This is a genomic window from Natronobiforma cellulositropha (genome assembly GCF_025629245.1).
Taxonomy (GTDB): Archaea; Halobacteriota; Halobacteria; order Halobacteriales; family Natrialbaceae; genus Natronobiforma; species Natronobiforma cellulositropha.
Genome location: NZ_JANZXN010000031.1, coordinates 59,311 through 75,211 on the forward strand (window position 1 = coordinate 59,311; position 15,901 = coordinate 75,211).

23 protein-coding genes are annotated in these 15,901 nt (G+C 66.9%); 10 read left to right on the forward strand and 13 right to left on the reverse strand.

Annotated elements, in window-relative coordinates; translation table 11 throughout:
* Positions 1 to 14: 14 nt before the first annotated feature.
* The 6 genes from N0B15_RS14520 to N0B15_RS14545 form a co-directional block, all read right to left on the reverse strand.
* On the reverse strand, positions 15 to 608 hold the full coding sequence (locus N0B15_RS14520; RefSeq protein ID WP_263020435.1) for an NUDIX hydrolase: 594 nt from the start codon (positions 606 to 608) through the stop codon (positions 15 to 17).
* Complete coding sequence (locus tag N0B15_RS14525; RefSeq protein WP_263020436.1) at positions 605 to 1,009, reverse strand: hypothetical protein; 405 nt, start codon at positions 1,007 to 1,009, stop codon at positions 605 to 607. The genes N0B15_RS14520 and N0B15_RS14525 overlap by 4 nt, the downstream gene beginning before the upstream one ends.
* A gap of 118 nt (positions 1,010 to 1,127) precedes the next feature.
* Positions 1,128 to 1,538, reverse strand: a complete 411-nt coding sequence (locus N0B15_RS14530) for a DUF5809 family protein (RefSeq protein ID WP_263020437.1) — start codon at positions 1,536 to 1,538, stop codon at positions 1,128 to 1,130.
* A gap of 48 nt (positions 1,539 to 1,586) precedes the next feature.
* The gene (locus tag N0B15_RS14535) at positions 1,587 to 1,955 is read right to left on the reverse strand and encodes a DUF5810 domain-containing protein (RefSeq protein WP_263020438.1); all 369 of its coding nucleotides are present in this window, start codon (positions 1,953 to 1,955) and stop codon (positions 1,587 to 1,589) included.
* Positions 1,956 to 1,987: 32 nt separating this feature from the next.
* Positions 1,988 to 2,464: a ribosomal protein S18-alanine N-acetyltransferase gene (gene rimI, locus N0B15_RS14540; RefSeq protein WP_263020439.1), complete on the reverse strand. Its 477-nt coding sequence runs from the start codon at positions 2,462 to 2,464 to the stop codon at positions 1,988 to 1,990.
* 70 nt (positions 2,465 to 2,534) lie between these two features.
* Positions 2,535 to 2,831, reverse strand: coding sequence for a DUF6360 family protein (locus N0B15_RS14545; RefSeq protein WP_263020440.1), 297 nt, complete (start codon positions 2,829 to 2,831; stop codon positions 2,535 to 2,537).
* 96 nt (positions 2,832 to 2,927) lie between these two features.
* On the opposite strand from N0B15_RS14545, the gene N0B15_RS14550 reads away from it, so the two are divergent.
* Entirely contained in the window at positions 2,928 to 3,428 is a 501-nt protein-coding gene (locus N0B15_RS14550) for a DUF367 family protein (protein WP_263020441.1), read from the forward strand.
* On the opposite strand, the gene N0B15_RS14555 is transcribed toward N0B15_RS14550, so the two are convergent.
* Positions 3,410 to 3,619, reverse strand: coding sequence for a hypothetical protein (locus N0B15_RS14555; protein ID WP_263020442.1), 210 nt, complete (start codon positions 3,617 to 3,619; stop codon positions 3,410 to 3,412). The genes N0B15_RS14550 and N0B15_RS14555 overlap by 19 nt on opposite strands.
* Before the next feature lie 139 nt (positions 3,620 to 3,758).
* On the opposite strand from N0B15_RS14555, the gene N0B15_RS14560 reads away from it, so the two are divergent.
* Positions 3,759 to 3,908, forward strand: a complete 150-nt coding sequence (locus N0B15_RS14560; protein ID WP_263020443.1) for a 50S ribosomal protein L40e — start codon at positions 3,759 to 3,761, stop codon at positions 3,906 to 3,908.
* Between the two features lie 347 nt (positions 3,909 to 4,255).
* Positions 4,256 to 4,633, forward strand: coding sequence for a hypothetical protein (locus tag N0B15_RS14565; RefSeq protein ID WP_263020444.1), 378 nt, complete (start codon positions 4,256 to 4,258; stop codon positions 4,631 to 4,633).
* 34 nt (positions 4,634 to 4,667) lie between these two features.
* Here the strand turns inward: N0B15_RS14565 and N0B15_RS14570 are convergent, their stop codons facing one another.
* Entirely contained in the window at positions 4,668 to 5,285 is a 618-nt protein-coding gene (locus N0B15_RS14570; RefSeq protein ID WP_263020445.1) for an MBL fold metallo-hydrolase, read from the reverse strand.
* Positions 5,286 to 5,424: 139 nt separating this feature from the next.
* Between N0B15_RS14570 and N0B15_RS14575 the strand changes: the two genes are divergently transcribed.
* The 3 genes from N0B15_RS14575 to N0B15_RS14585 are packed head-to-tail and all read left to right on the forward strand — an operon-like array spanning position 5,425 to position 6,866.
* Positions 5,425 to 5,610 carry a DUF5786 family protein gene (locus N0B15_RS14575; RefSeq protein ID WP_263020446.1) on the forward strand — a complete coding sequence of 62 codons (186 nt, stop codon included), beginning with the start codon at positions 5,425 to 5,427 and terminating at the stop codon, positions 5,608 to 5,610.
* Complete coding sequence (locus tag N0B15_RS14580; protein ID WP_263020447.1) at positions 5,607 to 6,176, forward strand: endonuclease dU; 570 nt, start codon at positions 5,607 to 5,609, stop codon at positions 6,174 to 6,176. Before N0B15_RS14575 ends, N0B15_RS14580 begins: the two co-directional genes overlap by 4 nt.
* A gap of 54 nt (positions 6,177 to 6,230) precedes the next feature.
* Positions 6,231 to 6,866, forward strand: a complete 636-nt coding sequence (locus N0B15_RS14585; protein ID WP_425494243.1) for a uracil-DNA glycosylase — start codon at positions 6,231 to 6,233, stop codon at positions 6,864 to 6,866.
* A 46-nt stretch (positions 6,867 to 6,912) separates the two neighbouring features.
* On the opposite strand, the gene N0B15_RS14590 is transcribed toward N0B15_RS14585, so the two are convergent.
* Positions 6,913 to 7,131 (reverse strand): DUF7511 domain-containing protein, encoded by a 219-nt coding sequence (locus N0B15_RS14590; protein ID WP_263020448.1) that lies wholly within the window; start codon positions 7,129 to 7,131, stop codon positions 6,913 to 6,915.
* Between the two features lie 169 nt (positions 7,132 to 7,300).
* On the opposite strand from N0B15_RS14590, the gene hisH reads away from it, so the two are divergent.
* On the forward strand, positions 7,301 to 8,041 hold the full coding sequence (hisH, locus tag N0B15_RS14595; RefSeq protein WP_263020449.1) for an imidazole glycerol phosphate synthase subunit HisH: 741 nt from the start codon (positions 7,301 to 7,303) through the stop codon (positions 8,039 to 8,041).
* A 214-nt stretch (positions 8,042 to 8,255) separates the two neighbouring features.
* On the opposite strand, the gene N0B15_RS14600 is transcribed toward hisH, so the two are convergent.
* Complete coding sequence (locus N0B15_RS14600; RefSeq protein WP_317618612.1) at positions 8,256 to 8,555, reverse strand: hypothetical protein; 300 nt, start codon at positions 8,553 to 8,555, stop codon at positions 8,256 to 8,258.
* 231 nt (positions 8,556 to 8,786) lie between these two features.
* Here N0B15_RS14600 and N0B15_RS14605 point away from each other — a divergent pair, with 231 nt between their 5' ends.
* Together N0B15_RS14605 and N0B15_RS14610 are read left to right on the forward strand one after the other, a co-directional pair.
* Entirely contained in the window at positions 8,787 to 9,911 is a 1,125-nt protein-coding gene (locus tag N0B15_RS14605) for a tRNA (guanine(26)-N(2))-dimethyltransferase (protein ID WP_263020450.1), read from the forward strand.
* 50 nt (positions 9,912 to 9,961) lie between these two features.
* Complete coding sequence (locus N0B15_RS14610; RefSeq protein WP_263020451.1) at positions 9,962 to 11,287, forward strand: YihY/virulence factor BrkB family protein; 1,326 nt, start codon at positions 9,962 to 9,964, stop codon at positions 11,285 to 11,287.
* 124 nt (positions 11,288 to 11,411) lie between these two features.
* Here N0B15_RS14610 and glnA read toward each other — a convergent pair whose 3' ends face one another.
* Complete coding sequence (gene glnA, locus N0B15_RS14615; protein WP_263020452.1) at positions 11,412 to 12,767, reverse strand: type I glutamate--ammonia ligase; 1,356 nt, start codon at positions 12,765 to 12,767, stop codon at positions 11,412 to 11,414.
* A gap of 125 nt (positions 12,768 to 12,892) precedes the next feature.
* Here glnA and lrp point away from each other — a divergent pair, with 125 nt between their 5' ends.
* Entirely contained in the window at positions 12,893 to 13,354 is a 462-nt protein-coding gene (gene lrp, locus N0B15_RS14620; RefSeq protein WP_263020453.1) for an HTH-type transcriptional regulator Lrp, read from the forward strand.
* Between the two features lie 30 nt (positions 13,355 to 13,384).
* Here lrp and N0B15_RS14625 read toward each other — a convergent pair whose 3' ends face one another.
* On the reverse strand, positions 13,385 to 15,382 hold the full coding sequence (locus N0B15_RS14625; protein ID WP_263020454.1) for an ABC transporter ATP-binding protein: 1,998 nt from the start codon (positions 15,380 to 15,382) through the stop codon (positions 13,385 to 13,387).
* A 212-nt stretch (positions 15,383 to 15,594) separates the two neighbouring features.
* Positions 15,595 to 15,901 (reverse strand): DUF7958 family protein (locus N0B15_RS14630; RefSeq protein WP_484549519.1); only part of this gene is annotated, 307 nt, incomplete at its 5' end.

Genomic DNA, 15,901 nt, shown 5'->3' on the forward strand with positions numbered 1-15,901 from the left:
CCTCCGGGTTTCCGCTACATTGAGAGGAGTCCGTCGGCCTGCGCCAGCAACAGCGCGCTGATCGTCGAGTCGTTCGCTGGCTGTTCGCGCGCCCGCTCGAGCGCCTCGCTCACCGGCACCGTCTGCACCTCGATGAACTCGTTGCTGTCGAGGTCCCGGTCGCCGGGTTCGAGTCCCTCGGCGTAGACGACGCCGCGGCGGTGGCGCAAGACGCCGGTCGCGACGGCGTACTCCTGGAGGAGGAGGGTGCTCGAGGGACGGAAGCCGGTCTCCTCCTCGAGTTCGCGCGCGCCAGCCTGCGTGTAGGACTCGCCGTCTTCGACCACGCCCGCGGGTAACTCGAGGTGAGTTTCACGGATCGTCGGCCGGTACTGCTCGACGAAGAGGAGTCGGTCCTCGTCGCTCGTCGCCCCCTCCCCGCTGTCGGGGACGGCGACGCCGTCGACGCGCGCGACGACGACCACCGCGGGCGGCAGTTCGGCCCAGTAGTAGCGTTTCTCGCTGCCGTCGGGCTGGGCGAGCAGGTCGTAGCCGCCGTCGTACCAGCCGTTCGCGTACTCGGTGTGCGATTCGAGGTGTCGCCAGTCGTGTCCGTCGCTCGTCGTCATCGGTCAGGGTCGTCCGTAATCTCGAGGCGGTAGACCGTACCGTTTTCCTCCAGGTAGGCGACGTCTCCGTCGGTCGCCGCCCCCTCCCGGACCCGCAGTTCGCCGAACTCCTCGAACGGCGTGTGGGTGAACGCCTCCTCGAAGCCGAAGCGTCCCTCCTCGTAGGCCTCTGAGGTGCCATCGGCCAGCGCGCCCGTGATGTAGGGGAAGCGGTTCGTCGAGAGGTTCGCCGCCGGAATCGTCTCGCTGACGTTCTCGTCGGCCGGGACGCCGTCGACCGTCTCGGTCTCGCTCGCGGTGACGTAGTAGACGTCGCCACCGCCGATGAGACCGGGCAGCGCACCGAGGGCGAGCAGCGCCAGCAGGGGAATCGCCAGGAGCAACAGATAGCGCCGTTGCATTGGTCAAACTCGGGTCTACGCGGCTATACGCGTTTCGTCACCGGGCCGTGCGCACCTCGAGCGTGTTCGCGCTCCGCCGCGTTCCGCCACGCTCTATCGCGTTCGGGCCGCCACGGACTCACAACAGGTCGCGGTAGACCCGCCCGAACGCCTGACGCCGGAGGGTCGCGACGGCGGCCTCCTCTTTCTCGTGGAAGGTGGCCGCGACCGCCACCCCGTTCGGCCCGGCGTGCCAGACGACGTTCTCGACGTTCTCGCTGCCGATCTCGACGACGTCGCCGTCGTAGCCGTCGCGCCAGGCGGCGTACTCCTCGCAGGTTCCGACGGCGACCTCGAGCAGACTCGCGAAGAGGGCGTCTCTCGCGGTCTCGACGACGTCGCTCGTCACCCGCTGCTGGTACTCCTCGCGGTCGAACGCCATCGCGCGGGCGACCTCGCGGACGACCGTCTGGGCGGCCGGACCCGCGTTCTCGTACTGTTCGCGCGCCGCCTCGACCGACCTCGGTGACACATCTCCCACCGTGTGCATACTGTCTCTTTAGATTCGAGCAGGGTTATCCTTGCGAAAACTACTCGCTCACCGCTCTGTGTCGCGCTCAGCCTCCTCGTTCGCGTACATCCGCCGGGTTAGCTCACGCGCCTCCGAGAGGACGCGCTCGACCTCGGCGTCACCGGCCGCGTCCGGTGTGCGTCCCGGGACCGTCTCGAGCGGGTGGTCGCCGGGTTCCTCGAGCACGGCGTCGGGCACGTCGATCTCGGTCGCTTCGGGTGCGACGCGCGCGGCGAGTTCGGCCGGGGTGGACGTACGCCAGTCGGGGGCGTGGCTCTCGAGCCACTCGCAGTGGTCGGTCCGACCGAGCGACGCCGTGACCGCGAGGTGGTTCGCGAGGTGAATCGCGTCCGGGTGGGCGGTGTCACAGACCGGGCAGACGTATCCCGTTGCCATAGCCGACTCTGGTGTGTCCTGGGAGAAAGGGTTCACGGCTCGAGTTCGCGGATCATCACGAGCGCGTCCTCGCCGTCGTCGTAGTACTGGTGGACGCGCCGGAGGGTCTCGAAGCCGAACGACTCGTAGAGCCGCTGCGCGCGGTGGTTCGACTCGCGCACCTCGAGTTTGACCGAGGTCGCGCCGTCGAGGGTGAGGACGAACAGCGCCCGGGCGAGCAACAGCGACCCCACGCCGCGCCCGCGCCGGTCGGGGTGGACGGCGACGTCTTTGACGTGGCCGAGACCGCGGCCGTAGCTCCTCGTCACGTCGGCGACGACGTAGCCGACGACCCGTTTTCCGTCGACGGCCACTAAAAATCCGGGTTCCCCGAGAAAACACTCGAACGCGTCGTAGGGCCACGGCTGGGGGAAGGAGGCGGTCTCGATGCGGTAGACGGCGAGGAGGTCCGCGCGCTCGGCCTGGCGAACCGTCACGCCCTCACCGGCGGTCGCTGCAGGGACCGTCACGTCCTGTTTCTCGGTGCGGAGCGAATAAAAACGTAGTCCACACCCGTACGGGACCGACTGGCGCTGGTCGTCACCCGTCTTCTGTCTGGCCGTCGGCGTTCTCGACGCGCTCGGCGTGTTTCTCGAGATCCGCGGCTATCGCGCGCGCCTGCTCCGGCGTCAACTCGAGGCGCTCCATGTGAGCGGGGAGGTGGCGCTCGCTGAGGTTATCGGCTTCGAGTTTCAGGTGGACGCAGTCGGGGTCGTCGCGGTCGCTCGTCACGTCGAGGACGGCGACCGTCTCGGTTTCGAAGTCGTGGCCGGTCACGACGCTCTCGACGTACTCGAGCGTCGTGTAGGCGGTGACCGACAGCAGTCGACGTGGCATACTTCGACGCTCGCCCTCCGGGCCCTTAGGCGCGACGTGTCGTCCGCGTCGGCGCGGACGGCTACCCTTTTCTCGCACCCGTCCCTACCGTCGGCCGTGGAGGTCCACGTCTACTACGAGGGCGACGACGACCCGAAGAAGTGTACCGCGCGCAGACTCGAGCGCTTCGGCCAGGCGACGCTGCACCGGTCGATGCGGGCGGTTCCCTACGGTGTCGTGCTCAACCCGCACGCCGAGCGCGCGCTCTCACCCGCCGACGCCGACGAGGGGTTCGGGACGCTCGTTGCGCTCGACTGCTCGTGGGAGTCGGCCGAGGCGGCCTCCTTCTCCATGCGCGGCGTCCACCGGGCACTGCCCTTCCTCGTCGCCGCGAACCCGGTCAACTACGGCCGCCCCTTCCGGCTGACGACGGCCGAGGCGCTCGCGGGAGCGCTCGCCATCTTCGGCCGTCTCGAGGACGCGCAGGCGCTGCTCGAGCCGTTTCGCTGGGGCGAGACCTTCCTGACGCTCAACGAAGAGCCGTTGCGCCGCTACAGCGAGTGTGCCGACTCGAGTGCGGTCGTCTCGGTGCAGGCGGACTATCTCGCCGAGGAGTGATCCGCATCCGTAGCGTCGATGACTCGGAAGTGGACGACGCGGATCGCGTACAGCACGGCGACCCCACAGACCGCCGCGACGAGGACGTACGAGACCGGTCTGAACGTCACGATCAGAACGAACGAGAGCCAGAGGAACGCCGCGATCGCGGCGAGACGGACGGCCTGCTCGAGTCCACGGTCTCCGTCCATTGGGATGACAGTCGGCACAACTGGTAATAAATCTCACTCTTCATTGCCGTAACTTTCGGCGCGCAACGGGTGAACCGTTCTCCGCGGTGAGCGGGCTCAGACCATCAGGCTTAACTCGGAGACCGCACAGAGGGCTACTATGGCCAGTTTCGACGCCGCAGAGAAGCGGACTCTCGACAAGCTCATCTGCATGCGCTGTAACGCTCGCAACCCGAAACGCACGGACCGCTGCCGCAAGTGTGGCTACGCCAAACTCCGCCCGAAGGCGAAGGAAGCCCGGAGCACGTAACGGCGTCAGACCCGCTTTTCTGCGCGGTTTCCACGCAGCGTTCTCGTGAGCGCTCGCCACCGGTCTTTCGGACTCGACGTCGGCCCACCGCTGCCCGCGAGTGCCGCCGGTGCGGCTCCCACCGCCCGTGAGCGTCCTCGATGCGGTTATCACCACCCACGAGCGCCGCCGTCGCACGTCTGCAACACCGACTTCTGATGGTGGCGGAACCGAAATCCGGTTTCCCCTTCCGTAGAAATAGAAACAGTCAACTTGATTGATTCGCCTCGCTCGACCATGTACGATTCGCCGACCGACCGTGTGGCCGGCCGACTGACTGAACGCGCCGCGAACGGGGACCGATAACGATGGTCGAAGAGACCATCTCCTCGGCGTTCGGCACGCTCGGCTCCTTCGCCGTGGGTCTCCTCGTGCTCCTCGTCGGCTTCGTCGTCGCCAACTACGTCTCTTCGGCGGTCGCCGACTCGCCGCTGCTCGAGGGGCGCGTCTCCGCGTTCGCCGCCGCCGCGGCGAAGGTGGTCCTCTACTACGCCGTGGCGGTCATCGCCCTCGAGACGATGGGACTCAACGTCGCCATCCTCTACACGCTCGCCGACACCGTCGGTCTCGCGCTGGCGCTCGCGTTCGCCATCGCGGTCGGCATCGCCGTCGGTCTCGGCGCGAAAGAGTACGTCACCGACGGCATCGAAGACTACTCGAGCGCCTCGGCCACCGAGGACGACTGACGCGCTCGTCGTCGGTCCCGGCCACTCGCCCGACTCACTCGTCGGGGTACTTCGGCTCGCGTCGCTTCGCTCGCTCGAGCGCCGTCTCCACGACGTCTCGGACGTCACCGTGGAAGACCTCGCCGTGGCCCGAGTACAGGTGTTCGACACCCTCGGGCAGACGCTCGAGTAGCCGTTCGATGCTCTCGATGAGCGTCTCGCGCGACTGGCCGGGCATGTCCGTCCGTCCGAAACTGCCGCCCACGAACGCGCCGTCGTCGTGGACGACGACGTCGCCGCTGAACAGCGTCGTCTCCGAGACGAACGCGACGTGGTCGTCGGCGTGGCCGGGCGTGTAGACTACCTCGAAGCTCTCGTCGCCGATCTCGAGTCGGTCGCCGTCGTCGATGCGCTCCGTCCGGCGCGGGTGGTCGGCGTAGGCGTACACCTCGAGACCGGGTCCGAACGCCTCACAGACCGCCTCGAGCGCCGCCACGTGGTCGCCGTGCTGGTGGGTGATGACGACCGCCTCGAGCGCGTCGGTGTGTCCGGTGACGGCCGCGACGACGCCGTCGCTCGCGCCGACGTCGACGAGCGCTGGCCGCCCCCCGGGACAGAGGTAGGCGTTCGCGGTGAACGTCTCGACGTCTGCCGTTACGTTGTGTGGGTCCATACGTTCGCTCTCGGCTGGCCGGGACCTAAGTCCTGGCGTCCGTCGTGGTCACGGCCGTGCCGCCACCGTGTGTGGCTCGGACGAGACCGCTCCGTTCGGGCGGGGATTTTATCGCCCTCGAGCGTGTACTACCGTGTACATGGGATTCGGAAGCTACGACGAATCCGAGCAGCGCGAGGTTGAGACCGATTTTGATGACGACGACGCGGTTCGCTCCGAGGAGAATCCACACGAGGGCACTCTCGAGTTCGACAACGGGGCGTCGAGCGGCGAACTCCTCGCGAAGCTCGCGGAGATCAAAGACGAGGGTGACGACGCGGCGTGAGCGTCAAGCCCGGCGCCAGAGCGCTGGGAATCGCGGAGTCGTACGCCCCTGAGCGCACCGAGAGTACGCTCGCTGGCGTCGTGGTACGCGCCTCGAGAGTCGTCGACGGCGTCACGTTCGGCACCTGTACCGTCGGCGCCACCGACGCCACCGACGCGGTCTGTCGGCTCTCCGACTCGCTCGAGCGTGCCGACGTCCGGTACCTCCTCGTCGGCGCGGTCGCCCCCGCCTGGTACAACCTCCTCGACCTCGAGCGCATCGCCGCGCGGACGGACCGGCCCGTGATCGCGGTCACCTTCGAGGAGAGCGACGGACTCGAGGCGGGCCTGCGCGAGGCGTTCTCGGGTGGTGCGCTCGAAGCGCGCCTCGACGTGTACGAGCGCTTGCCGCCGCGCACCCGACTCGCCGTCGGTGACGAGACGGTGTTCGTCCGTGCGGTCGGTCTCGACACCGAGGAGGCGAGCGCCGTCGTCCGAGCGTTCACGCCCGAAGGCGGCCGGCCGGAGCCGCTTCGCGTCGCCCGTTTCGCCGCGCGGGCGGCGGACCGGTACCGGGGCGGTGGCTAGCCCCCGACGCTCGCGTCCCGAAACACGTAGGTCGTCGCTCCCGGAGTGACCACCATGAGCAGTGACGACGGCAGCGTCGAGCGGGCGCGCGAGCGAATGGATGGACTCGAGGTTCCCGACTGTACGCTGTGTCCGGCACTCGTCGAGTCGCGGAGTCGAATCGTCGACGGCACCGGTCCCGAGGACGCCGCCGTCCTCTTCGTCGGCGAGGGACCCGGCGCGCAGGAAGACCGCGAGGGCGAACCGTTCGTCGGGCGCAGCGGCACCGTCCTGGACGATACGCTACGTGCCGTCTCCCTCGAGCGCGACGCGGTTCGGATCACCAACTGTGTGCGCTGTCGCCCGCCGGAGAACCGCGACCCGACGACGGCCGAACTCGAGCACTGTCGCGGCCACCTCGAGGTCGAAATCGAGCGCGTCGACCCCGACGTGATCGTCACGCTCGGGAAGGTACCGAGCGAGCACCTGCTGGGGCGGAGCGTCGCGATCACGAAGGAGGTTGGAACCGTCGAGGAGGTTCGGATCGCTGGCGTTCCGCGACGGGTGCTGCTCTGTCTGCACCCGGCGGCGACGCTCTACGACCGCAGCCAGCTAGGTCCTTTCGAGGAGACGCTCGAGGCGGCCGCCTCGCTCGCGGGGATCACGGGTGAGAAGACAGACGGCGGCCAGTCGCGACTGGGCGAGTTCTAGCGCCGTCGGGAGCGAAAATCGGTCGGCTGTGTGGTGGTTCGGGCGGTCATCGCATCGTTTCGAGGGCGACGAACGACCCGCTCTGGGCGCTCACCCAGGTGGTGAGGATCTCTTCGTCGGTGCAGTCTCGTGGAAAGATCGTACACTCGGCGGGTTCGTCGTCGCTCATCACGATGACGTGTTCGAACTCACCGCCGACGCCCGTCGGCTCGCTCGCCGCGGGCAGCTCCGATTTGAACGTTCTCGTTATGTCTGTCTTCTCCATACTCTTATTTTGAACCATATCCATATATTTCTTTCTACTGTTTCATCTTTTGTGCCGACACCGATGACAATCGTCTATCGGGGAATTGGGGTGCTGGAACCGTCGAGCGGGTTTCGGCAGTACTGGTCCGAACGAAAAGCCATTTGCCCTCGAGTCACCGACTCGTCGTATGAGCCAGCAGTCTCTCACGACCCGCTCGAGCGAGGACGCGCTCGCCTCGGTCGTCGTCGTCGACTACGGTCTCGGGAACCTCCGGAGCGTCACGCGCGGTCTCGAGCGCGCGGGCGCTGCCGTGACGATCACCGACGACTCGGCGGCGTTCGCCGAGGCCGACGGGGTCGTCCTCCCCGGCGTCGGCGCGTTTCGCGAGGGTGTCGAGAACGCCGATCCGATCCGCGAGGACCTCCTGGCGGTCGCCGACCGCGGCCAGCCACTGTTCGGCATCTGTCTCGGGATGCAAATGCTGTTGACGACGAGCGAGGAGGGGGCGACCGACGGCGACGCGGCGGTGACGGGTCTCGACCTCGTGCCGGGGACGAACGTCCGTTTCGACCACGGTCAGAAGGTGCCCCACATGGGCTGGAACGAACTCAGCGTCGAGCGCGCTCACCCGCTGGTCGAGGGCGTCGACACCGAGACCGAAGGCGACCGAGCAGCAGGCGCTACCGGTGGCTCCGTCGACGGCCGCTACGCCTACTTCGTCCACTCCTACTACGCCGTCCCCGACGACGACGGCGCGACGGTCGCGAGCACCGACTACGACCTCGAGTTCCCCGCCATCGTCGCCAACGAGTCCGGCAACGTCTTCGGCACCCAGTTCCACCCCGAGAAGAGCGGCGAGACGGGGCTGACGATTCTGCGCAACTTCGTCGACATCTGCGTCGCCTACCGCCGCGGCCGAGACGCATAAAAAGGCCGTCCCAGCTAGCGCCGAGCGTTTTCCCCGTCCGGACGAGACTCGAGCCATGGTCAGATACCCGGACGGACGCTGCTCACACTGTGGCGAACGCGAGTACGCCTCCATCTACGCCGAGCGCTGGTGTCCGAACTGCGCCCAGCGAACGACGCTCGAGTGAGATTCGCTCGAGTCGCTTGCGGAGACATCCACTACTCACGAGCCGCTCTCAGAGGAACTCGCGGACGTCCGAGTACCACATGTCGTGGTAGTCGAGGTAGCCGACCCGGCGGGCGATGGCGACGGCGAGGGCGTGCCAGCACTGCTGAGTCGGGTCGTCCGCGTCCAGGTTGTACTCGCTGTCCTTGCAGGTACAGCCACCGCCTTCGACGACGTACTCGTCGTCGTAGCCGACGACGACCGTGAAGTCACGGTAGACCTTCACCCGCCCCTCGCCGACCGCCTCGATGGCGCGTACGCCCCGGTCACCGTGGATCCGTGAGATCTGGCCGACGATCTCCGGTGTCAGTTCGCCCGCCTCCTCGAGCGCCGCCTGCCAGCGCGAGACCGGATCGTCGCCAGCGGACCCTCGAGGCGTTCGCTCGCGTTCCTGGCGGCGCTCTCGCTCACCGTCACGCTCGCCGTCGGGACCGGAGTTCGCCTCGGGCACGCCGAGCACTCGGTGCTCTACGTCCTAATTCGTTTGGTTCGCTCGAGCGCGGATCGCGGTTTTTTTCGCCCTCCCGGCCAGACCGGGTGTATGCGCGTCACCGAAGGTGGAGTCTCGATCGAGGTGCCCGGCGAGTCGACACACGGCGTCGAGGCGTCGGTGTTCTACAACCCGCGCCAGGAACTGAACCGGGACCTGACGGTGGCGACCCTGCGGGCGTACCGCGAGCGCGAGCCACGTGCGGAGAGCTACCTCGACGCGATGACGGCGAGCGGCATCCGTGGGATCCGCGCCGCCGCCGACGGCTGGACGGTGACCTGCTGTGACCGCGACGAGACGGCCGTCTCGCTCGCCCGTGAGAACGTCACACGGGCGGGCGTCGAGGCGACCGTCCTCGAGCGCGACGCCCGGTCGCTGCTGTTCGACGCCGACTCCGTCTTCGACGTGGTCGACTTAGATCCCTACGGCACGCCGATGCCCTTCGCCGACGCGGCCGTCTCGACCTGCCGGAATCTCCTCTGTGTGACCGCGACCGACACCGCCCCGCTGTGTGGTGCGCACCTCAACAGCGGGATCCGCTCTTACGCCGCGGTCCCGAGAAACACCGAGTACCACACCGAGATGGGCGTCCGGGTCCTCCTCTCGGCGCTCGCGCGCTCGGCCGCCCGCTTCGACGTCGGCATCACGCCGATTCTGACCCACGCGAGCAGCCACTACGTCCGCACCTACCTCGAGGTGACCCACAAGGCGACGGCGGCCGACGACGCCCTCGGCCACCTCGGCCATCTGGCTCACTGTGAGGACTGCCTCCACCGCGAACACGTCTCCGGCCTGCTCGCCAACACCCCGGAGACCTGTCCCGCCTGCGGGAGCGAGCGCGTCCTCGCCGCCGGGCCGGTCTGGCTCGGTCCCATCCGCGAGCGGGCGTTCACCGCCGCCGTCCGCGAGCAGCTCTCGGACGAGTTCGCCACCGCCTCGAGTGCGCACACCTTACTCGAGACCCTCGAGACCGAACTCGACGAACCGACCTACTTCGACCAGCACCGCCTCTGTAAGCTGTGGGGACTCTCCGCGAACCGGATGGACGACTTCCTCGCGGACCTCGAGTCGGCCGGCTACGCCACCTCGCGGACTCACTACGGCGGTACGACGTTCAAGACGGACGCGACCGTCGACGAGATTTACGAGGCGACGGCCCACGCGCTGACCGACTGAGGTGACGGGCTCGCCCGCTGGCTTTTTGGTCCGGACGGTGAGTACGGCGTATGGCCCTCTCTCGAGACCTCGAGTCGCTCGGCCGGCGCGTCGCCCACCTCGCGATACGGAAACAGCTGACGCTGCTCGCCGCGGGCGTTGCCTTCTACGCCTTCTTCTCGCTGGTTCCGCTCGTCATCCTCGGCGTCGTGATCACGACGGTCGTCGGCGGTGAGGAGCTCGCCCACCAGCTCTCGGACGCCTTCGCCGACGTGCTCACGCCGAGTGCGCGGGCGCTGCTGACCGAGGCGTTCACCGAGGACACGGGGCGAGGCGGGGCGACGCTCGTCGGTCTCGGCGGGCTGCTCTGGGGTGGCTCGCGCGTCCTGCGTGGTCTCGACCGGGCGTTCTCCGACGTCTACGGCACCGTCGCGTCGGTCTCCTTTCTCAACTCCTTTCGGAACGCGGGGATCGTCGCCGTCGCCGTCTCGCTCGGCGTGCTCGCCGTCGTCGGCGCGGAGACGGTGCTCGCCGCTGCCGTCGGTGGCCTGGCGGGAATCGTCACCCCGCTGTTCGCGTTCGTCACCATCTTCGCCGTCTTCCTGCCGCTGTACGTCGTCTTCCCGAACACCGACGTCGACGTGCGCGAGGCGCTCCCGGGGACCGCGTTCGCCGCTGCTGGCTGGACCCTGCTCGGACGACTGTTCGCCGTCTACGCCGGTGTCGCGGGCGACTACGCGCTCTACGGCGCACTCGGTGCCGTCTTCCTCGTCATGACCTGGCTCTACGTCGGTGCGGCGATCGTCATCCTCGGTGCGGTGATCAACGCCGTACTCGCCGGCCGTGACGTGGATCGGCAGGTACAAAGTCCCGGCGCGCGACAGGTTTCGACAGGAGCGATGACCGACGACGCCACGGGACCCGACGACGTGCAGGGTGAGCCAGCGGACGCCTCGGCGACCGGCGGTGCGTCCCACTCACAGGACGGTTCGATCTCGACGGCCAGCGCACGAACGCGCGACCGCGCGGACGACCCCGCCATCCTCCGCGAGGAGATCGAGCGCCTCCGCGACCGACTCGAGGAGGTCGAATCCGGCGTCGAACGGCGCACCGTCAGGCGCGAGTCGCTCGAGAGCGACCTCAAACGCTACGTCCGCAGACACGCCCGCCGGGGCCACGCCCACGGCTGGGGACCCTACCTCGTGCTCCTCTACGGGACCGCGATGGCCATCGCCGCCTTCTACTTCCTCGAGGGACTCTGGGCGATCCTCGCGATGTTCGTCGTCTGGACCTCGACGCTCGGTGTCTACGTCCTGATGGTGCTGTTCGGGACGACGGTCTCGGTGCTCGGACTCCCCGGCCGCCTCCGCGACCGGGTCGGCGAGTGGCGGTCCTGAGCGGCGGTTTTTTACCGGCGAGCGATCTCACAGCCGCTGGTGTCCCCACCGGCTCTCCGCTCGCGAAAAAGCGTCAGCTCCGCAGCCGTGAGCGCAAAAAAGACGGAAGCTGTGCTCGTCTCGCTTAGAACGTCTCTAAGTACTGATCGAGTTCCCACTGGGAGACTTCGACGATGTACTCGCCGAACTCCTGTTTCTTCGCTTCGATGAACTTCGATCCGATGTGCTCGCCGAGCGCGTCGAGGATGATCTCGTCTTCCTCGAGTGCGGAGACGGCCTCGCCGAGGTTGGCGGGGAGGGTGTCGATGCCGTACTCCTCGCGTTTGGTCTCGTCGAACTCGTAGATGTTCTCGCGGACCGGGTCGGGTGCCTCGAGACCCTGCTCGATGCCCTCGAGACCGGCCTGGATGAGCGTGGCGAGTGCGAGGTACGGGTTACACGATGGGTCGGGGAAGCGCGCCTCGATACGCGAGGCCGCTGGGACGCGTGCGGCCGGCTTGCGGATGAGCGCCGAGCGGTTGCGGTCGGACCAGGCGACGTAGACGGGTGCCTCGTAGCCGGGGACGAGTCGCTTGTAGCTGTTGACCGTCGGGTTCGAGACGGCCGTGATCGCGGGCGCGTGCTCGAGGATGCCTGCGAGGAACGAGTGTGCAGTCTCCGAGAGGTTGAACTCGTCGTCGTCGGAGTGGAACGCGTTCTCGCCGTCTTCGTCCATCAGCGAGATGTGCGTGTGCATCCCGGAGCCGTTGATGCGGGCGATGGGCTTCGGCATGAACGTCGCGTGCAGGTCGTGTTCGGCGGCGATGGCACGGACGACCGTCCGGAAGGTGCCGACGTTGTCGGCCGTCGTGAGCGCGTCGTCGTAGGTGAAGTTGATCTCGTGTTGGCCCTCGGCGACCTCGTGGTGGCTGGCTTCGATGTCGAAGCCCATGCTCTCGAGACCGTAGATGATATCCCGGCGGACGTCGGAGGCGAGGTCCTTGGGTGCGACGTCGAAGTAGCCGCCGACGTCGTTGGTCTCCGTCGTCGCGCGGCCGTCTTCGTCCTCCTTGAACAGGAAGAACTCCGGCTCGGGCGCGGCGTTGACGGTGTAGCCCATCTCGTCTGCGCGCTCGAGTGCCTTCTTGAGGATGTAGCGTGGGTCGCCCTCGAAGGGTTCGCCCGTCGAGGTGTTGATGACGTCACAGATCATTCGGCCTGCGGCACTCTCCTCGCTGTTTCTCCAGGGGAGAATCGCGAACGTCTCGGGGTCGGGCTTGAGACGCATGTCCGACTCCTGGATGCGGACGAAGCCGTCGATCGAGGAGCCATCGAAGTAGATTCCCTCGGTGAACGCCTTCTCAGCCTGGCGTGCGGGGACGGCAACGTTCTTCACGACGCCGAGGATATCGGTAAACTGGAGCCTGAGGAAGTCGACGCCCTGCTCTTCGATCTCGTCCAATACCGCCTGTTCCGTGCTGGTGAGATTTCCGCTTGTCATCTTCTCGTCGGTCTATCCGAGTATCCCCACTACTAAAGCCCTGCTGTTCCGCGCAAATCTTCTCTCCAATGTTCGGAACTGGATATTCGTAAAGTTCTAATGCGTAGGGTGTGTGGGTGGAGTTGATGACGTACGAAAATCTCGACGCGAAGTTGGTGAATGCACTTCTCGGCGACGGCCGGGCCAGTCTCCGAAGCCTCGCTGAAGAACTCGATGTATCGGTTACGACCGTCTCCAATCACCTCTCGGATCTCGAGGAAGAGGGAGTCATCCAGGGCTACACCCCGCGGGTCGACTACGACTCACTCGGCTACGACGTGACGGCCGTCATCCAGCTCAAAGTCGAGGGGAACGCCCTCCCCGACATCACCGACAGCCTCAAAGAGCACCGCCAGATGATCTCGGTCTACGAGGTCACCGGCGACTACGACGTGATCGCCGTCGGCAAGTTCAAAGACACCGATGGGATGAACAATCAGATCAAGACGCTGCTCACCGACCCCGACATCAAAGAGTCGAACACGAGCGTCGTCCTCAACGCGGTCACCGAGAACGAACAGTTCGAACTGCTCATCGACGACGACTGAGTACGCCGTTTTCTCCACCCGTTCGTCCGATCACTCCCCGCCGTCTGTGAAGGCATCGAGTGTCACCTCGTCCGATCCAGCCTGGGCGTTCCAGAGCGTCGCGTAGCGGTCCCCGCGCTCGAGTAACTCCTCGTGGGTGCCGCGCTCGACGATCCGTCCCGCCGCCAAGACGAGGATCTGATCGGCGTCGCGGACGGTCGAGAGGCGGTGGGCGATGGCGAGCGTGGTCCGGTCTTCGGTCAGGTGATCGATCGAGCGCTGGATGAGCAACTCGGTTTTCGTGTCGACGGCGCTCGTCGCCTCGTCCAAGATCAGAATTTCGGGGTCCTGGAACACCGTGCGCGCGAGCGCGATGCGCTGGCGCTGGCCGCCGGAGAGTTTCACACCGCGTTCGCCCACGCGCGTCTCGTAGCCCTCGGGCAACTCGGCGATGAACTCGTGTGCCTGGGCGGCCCTCGCGGCCGTCTCGACCGCCTCCTCGGGCGCGTCGAAACGCCCGTATCGGATGTTGTCGGCGATGGTCCCGTCGAAGAGGAAGGTGTCCTGGCTGACGTAGCCAATCGCGCCGCGAACGTCGGCGAGACGCAGGTCCCGCACGTCGTGGCCGTCGATGCGAACCGCTCCCTCGTCGACGTCGTCAGACTCCGTCTGACGGGCTGACGAGCGTGGCTCGTCAACGTCGTACAGCCGCAAGAGGAGTTTGAGGATCGTCGACTTCCCGGCTCCCGTCGGGCCGACGAGCGCGACCGTCTCGCCTGGCTCGGCGACGAACGAGATGTCGGAGATCACGGGCTCGCTCGAGTCGGCTCCCTCGCTCTCGGTGCGCTCTTCTTCGCTGTCGGTCCCCACCGGTGAGAGACCGCCGTAGCCGAAGGTGACGCCGTCGTACTCGACGTGGCCCGCGACCGACTCGAGTTCGACCGGGTCCTCGGGATCGGTGACGAAGACGGGGATGTCCATCAGGCCGAAGACACGCTCGCTCGAGGCCTTGGCGTTCTCGTACTGGTCGACGATGTTCGAGACTTCGGCGAGCGGGGCAACGATGAACTGGGTGAGAAAGAGGAAGGTGACGAAGTCGCCGAGGCTGAGCGTGCCGGTCAGGGGACCGGGGGCGCTGTCGGTGACGATCCAGAGACCGCCGACGAGGAAGGTCACGGCGAAGGCGATCCCGGCGAGCAGTTCCATCCCCGGCCGGTAGAGGTAGGAGAGGCGGAGGACGGCCATGGTGTCGTCGAACAGGCGTTTCGAGGCCTCGCGGACGCGCCCAACCTCGTAGGTCTCGCTGTTGGTCGTCTTCGTCAGCGCCATCCCCGAGAGGCTGTTCTCGAGGCGGGTGTTGAGCCAGCCAACTGCGGCGCGCTGGCGGACGTAGCGGGGTTCGACGGTGCGCATGAACCAGACGGTGAAGGCGAACATCGCGGGGACGGCGACGAGCGTGATCAGCGCCAGCTGCGGGTTGAGGTAGAACATGACGGCGGCGATGCCCCCGACCATGACGAGCAGGCGCGCGGAGTTCATCAGCGCGTCGTCGAGAAACCGCTCGAGATTCTGCGTATCGTTGTTGAGCACGGCCATGACCTCGCCGGTCTGCTTGTCGTCGAAGAAGGTCATATCGAGGCGTTGCATCTTCGCGAAGCAGTCGACCCGGACGGTGTGCATGACCTCGTGGGCGAAGAGGTTGGCCCAGACGCCGTAGATCCAGGTGAAGACGGCGACGATCACGAACGCGAGCGCGATGGCGCTCACCGAGAACCAGAACTGCTCGAGGTCGCCCGTCGGCAGCCACGCGTTCGGGACGACCGGAATCGAGAACTCGCCGCCACCGTCGACGAAGACGGCGTCGATGGCCGCCCCGAGGATCAGCGGCGGGACGAGACTCGCCATCCGCGCGACGAAGTTCGCGACCATCCCCACGCTGAACAGGTGGAGGCGGCCGCGGCCGTACTCGAGAAACAGCCGCGTCAGCGGGCGGTCGACCTGCTCTCGGTAGGCGTCGAACGGTGTCTCCTCCTCGGTGTGGCTACTCACTGTTCGGTGCGGTACAGGCCGGTATACTATACAGACGCGGGTTCCGGTGATCGGTGCGGGGTACTCGCCGCCGGCCGTCGAGGGTGTGTGAGTGTGGCAGGGGGCACGCACTCGAGCGCCTTCCTCGCCACCTCGTCAGCTTCACGCTCGAGTGCCGGACCTGGATGTGTCGCAACCCACCGGTTTCTCGAGTGGTCGCTGCTCGCCACGGGTTATCGTTGTTGGCCGATGTCGACCGTTCGATAGCCAGGGATGTCCGCCTCGAAGTCGAAGTAGGGTTCGTAGCGCTCGAGCAGACGGTAGCGCTGGGCGGAGTCGTAGAAGCCGTGACCCAGGAGGCGGAAGGCTTCGGGCGGTTCGACACCCATCTCGAGATAACAATCGCGGATCTGACAACCGAGATGGTGGACTAGGAGCCGACGGAACACCTCGAGCGAGCCGGAGGGTAACGCCACGAGCTGGAGCGTGGTGTCCGGCTCGCGCTCGAGTGGTGGGTCGACCTCGAGGACCTGTTCGTCG

Bases quoted from the DNA above. Each gene is read 5' to 3' on its own strand.
- N0B15_RS14520 (WP_263020435.1), bottom strand. From the start codon at position 608: ATGACGACGAGCGACGGACACGACTGGCGACACCTCGAATCGCACACC.
- N0B15_RS14525 (WP_263020436.1), bottom strand. From the start codon at position 1,009: ATGCAACGGCGCTATCTGTTGCTCCTGGCGATTCCCCTGCTGGCGCTG.
- N0B15_RS14530 (WP_263020437.1), bottom strand. From the start codon at position 1,538: ATGCACACGGTGGGAGATGTGTCACCGAGGTCGGTCGAGGCGGCGCGC.
- N0B15_RS14535 (WP_263020438.1), bottom strand. From the start codon at position 1,955: ATGGCAACGGGATACGTCTGCCCGGTCTGTGACACCGCCCACCCGGAC.
- N0B15_RS14545 (WP_263020440.1), bottom strand. From the start codon at position 2,831: ATGCCACGTCGACTGCTGTCGGTCACCGCCTACACGACGCTCGAGTAC.
- N0B15_RS14555 (WP_263020442.1), bottom strand. From the start codon at position 3,619: ATGGACGGAGACCGTGGACTCGAGCAGGCCGTCCGTCTCGCCGCGATC.
- N0B15_RS14560 (WP_263020443.1), top strand. From the start codon at position 3,759: ATGGCCAGTTTCGACGCCGCAGAGAAGCGGACTCTCGACAAGCTCATC.
- N0B15_RS14565 (WP_263020444.1), top strand. From the start codon at position 4,256: ATGGTCGAAGAGACCATCTCCTCGGCGTTCGGCACGCTCGGCTCCTTC.
- N0B15_RS14570 (WP_263020445.1), bottom strand. From the start codon at position 5,285: ATGGACCCACACAACGTAACGGCAGACGTCGAGACGTTCACCGCGAAC.
- N0B15_RS14575 (WP_263020446.1), top strand. From the start codon at position 5,425: ATGGGATTCGGAAGCTACGACGAATCCGAGCAGCGCGAGGTTGAGACC.
- N0B15_RS14585 (WP_425494243.1), top strand. From the start codon at position 6,231: ATGAGCAGTGACGACGGCAGCGTCGAGCGGGCGCGCGAGCGAATGGAT.
- N0B15_RS14590 (WP_263020448.1), bottom strand. From the start codon at position 7,131: ATGGAGAAGACAGACATAACGAGAACGTTCAAATCGGAGCTGCCCGCG.
- hisH (WP_263020449.1), top strand. From the start codon at position 7,301: ATGAGCCAGCAGTCTCTCACGACCCGCTCGAGCGAGGACGCGCTCGCC.
- N0B15_RS14605 (WP_263020450.1), top strand. From the start codon at position 8,787: ATGCGCGTCACCGAAGGTGGAGTCTCGATCGAGGTGCCCGGCGAGTCG.
- N0B15_RS14610 (WP_263020451.1), top strand. From the start codon at position 9,962: ATGGCCCTCTCTCGAGACCTCGAGTCGCTCGGCCGGCGCGTCGCCCAC.
- glnA (WP_263020452.1), bottom strand. From the start codon at position 12,767: ATGACAAGCGGAAATCTCACCAGCACGGAACAGGCGGTATTGGACGAG.
- lrp (WP_263020453.1), top strand. From the start codon at position 12,893: ATGACGTACGAAAATCTCGACGCGAAGTTGGTGAATGCACTTCTCGGC.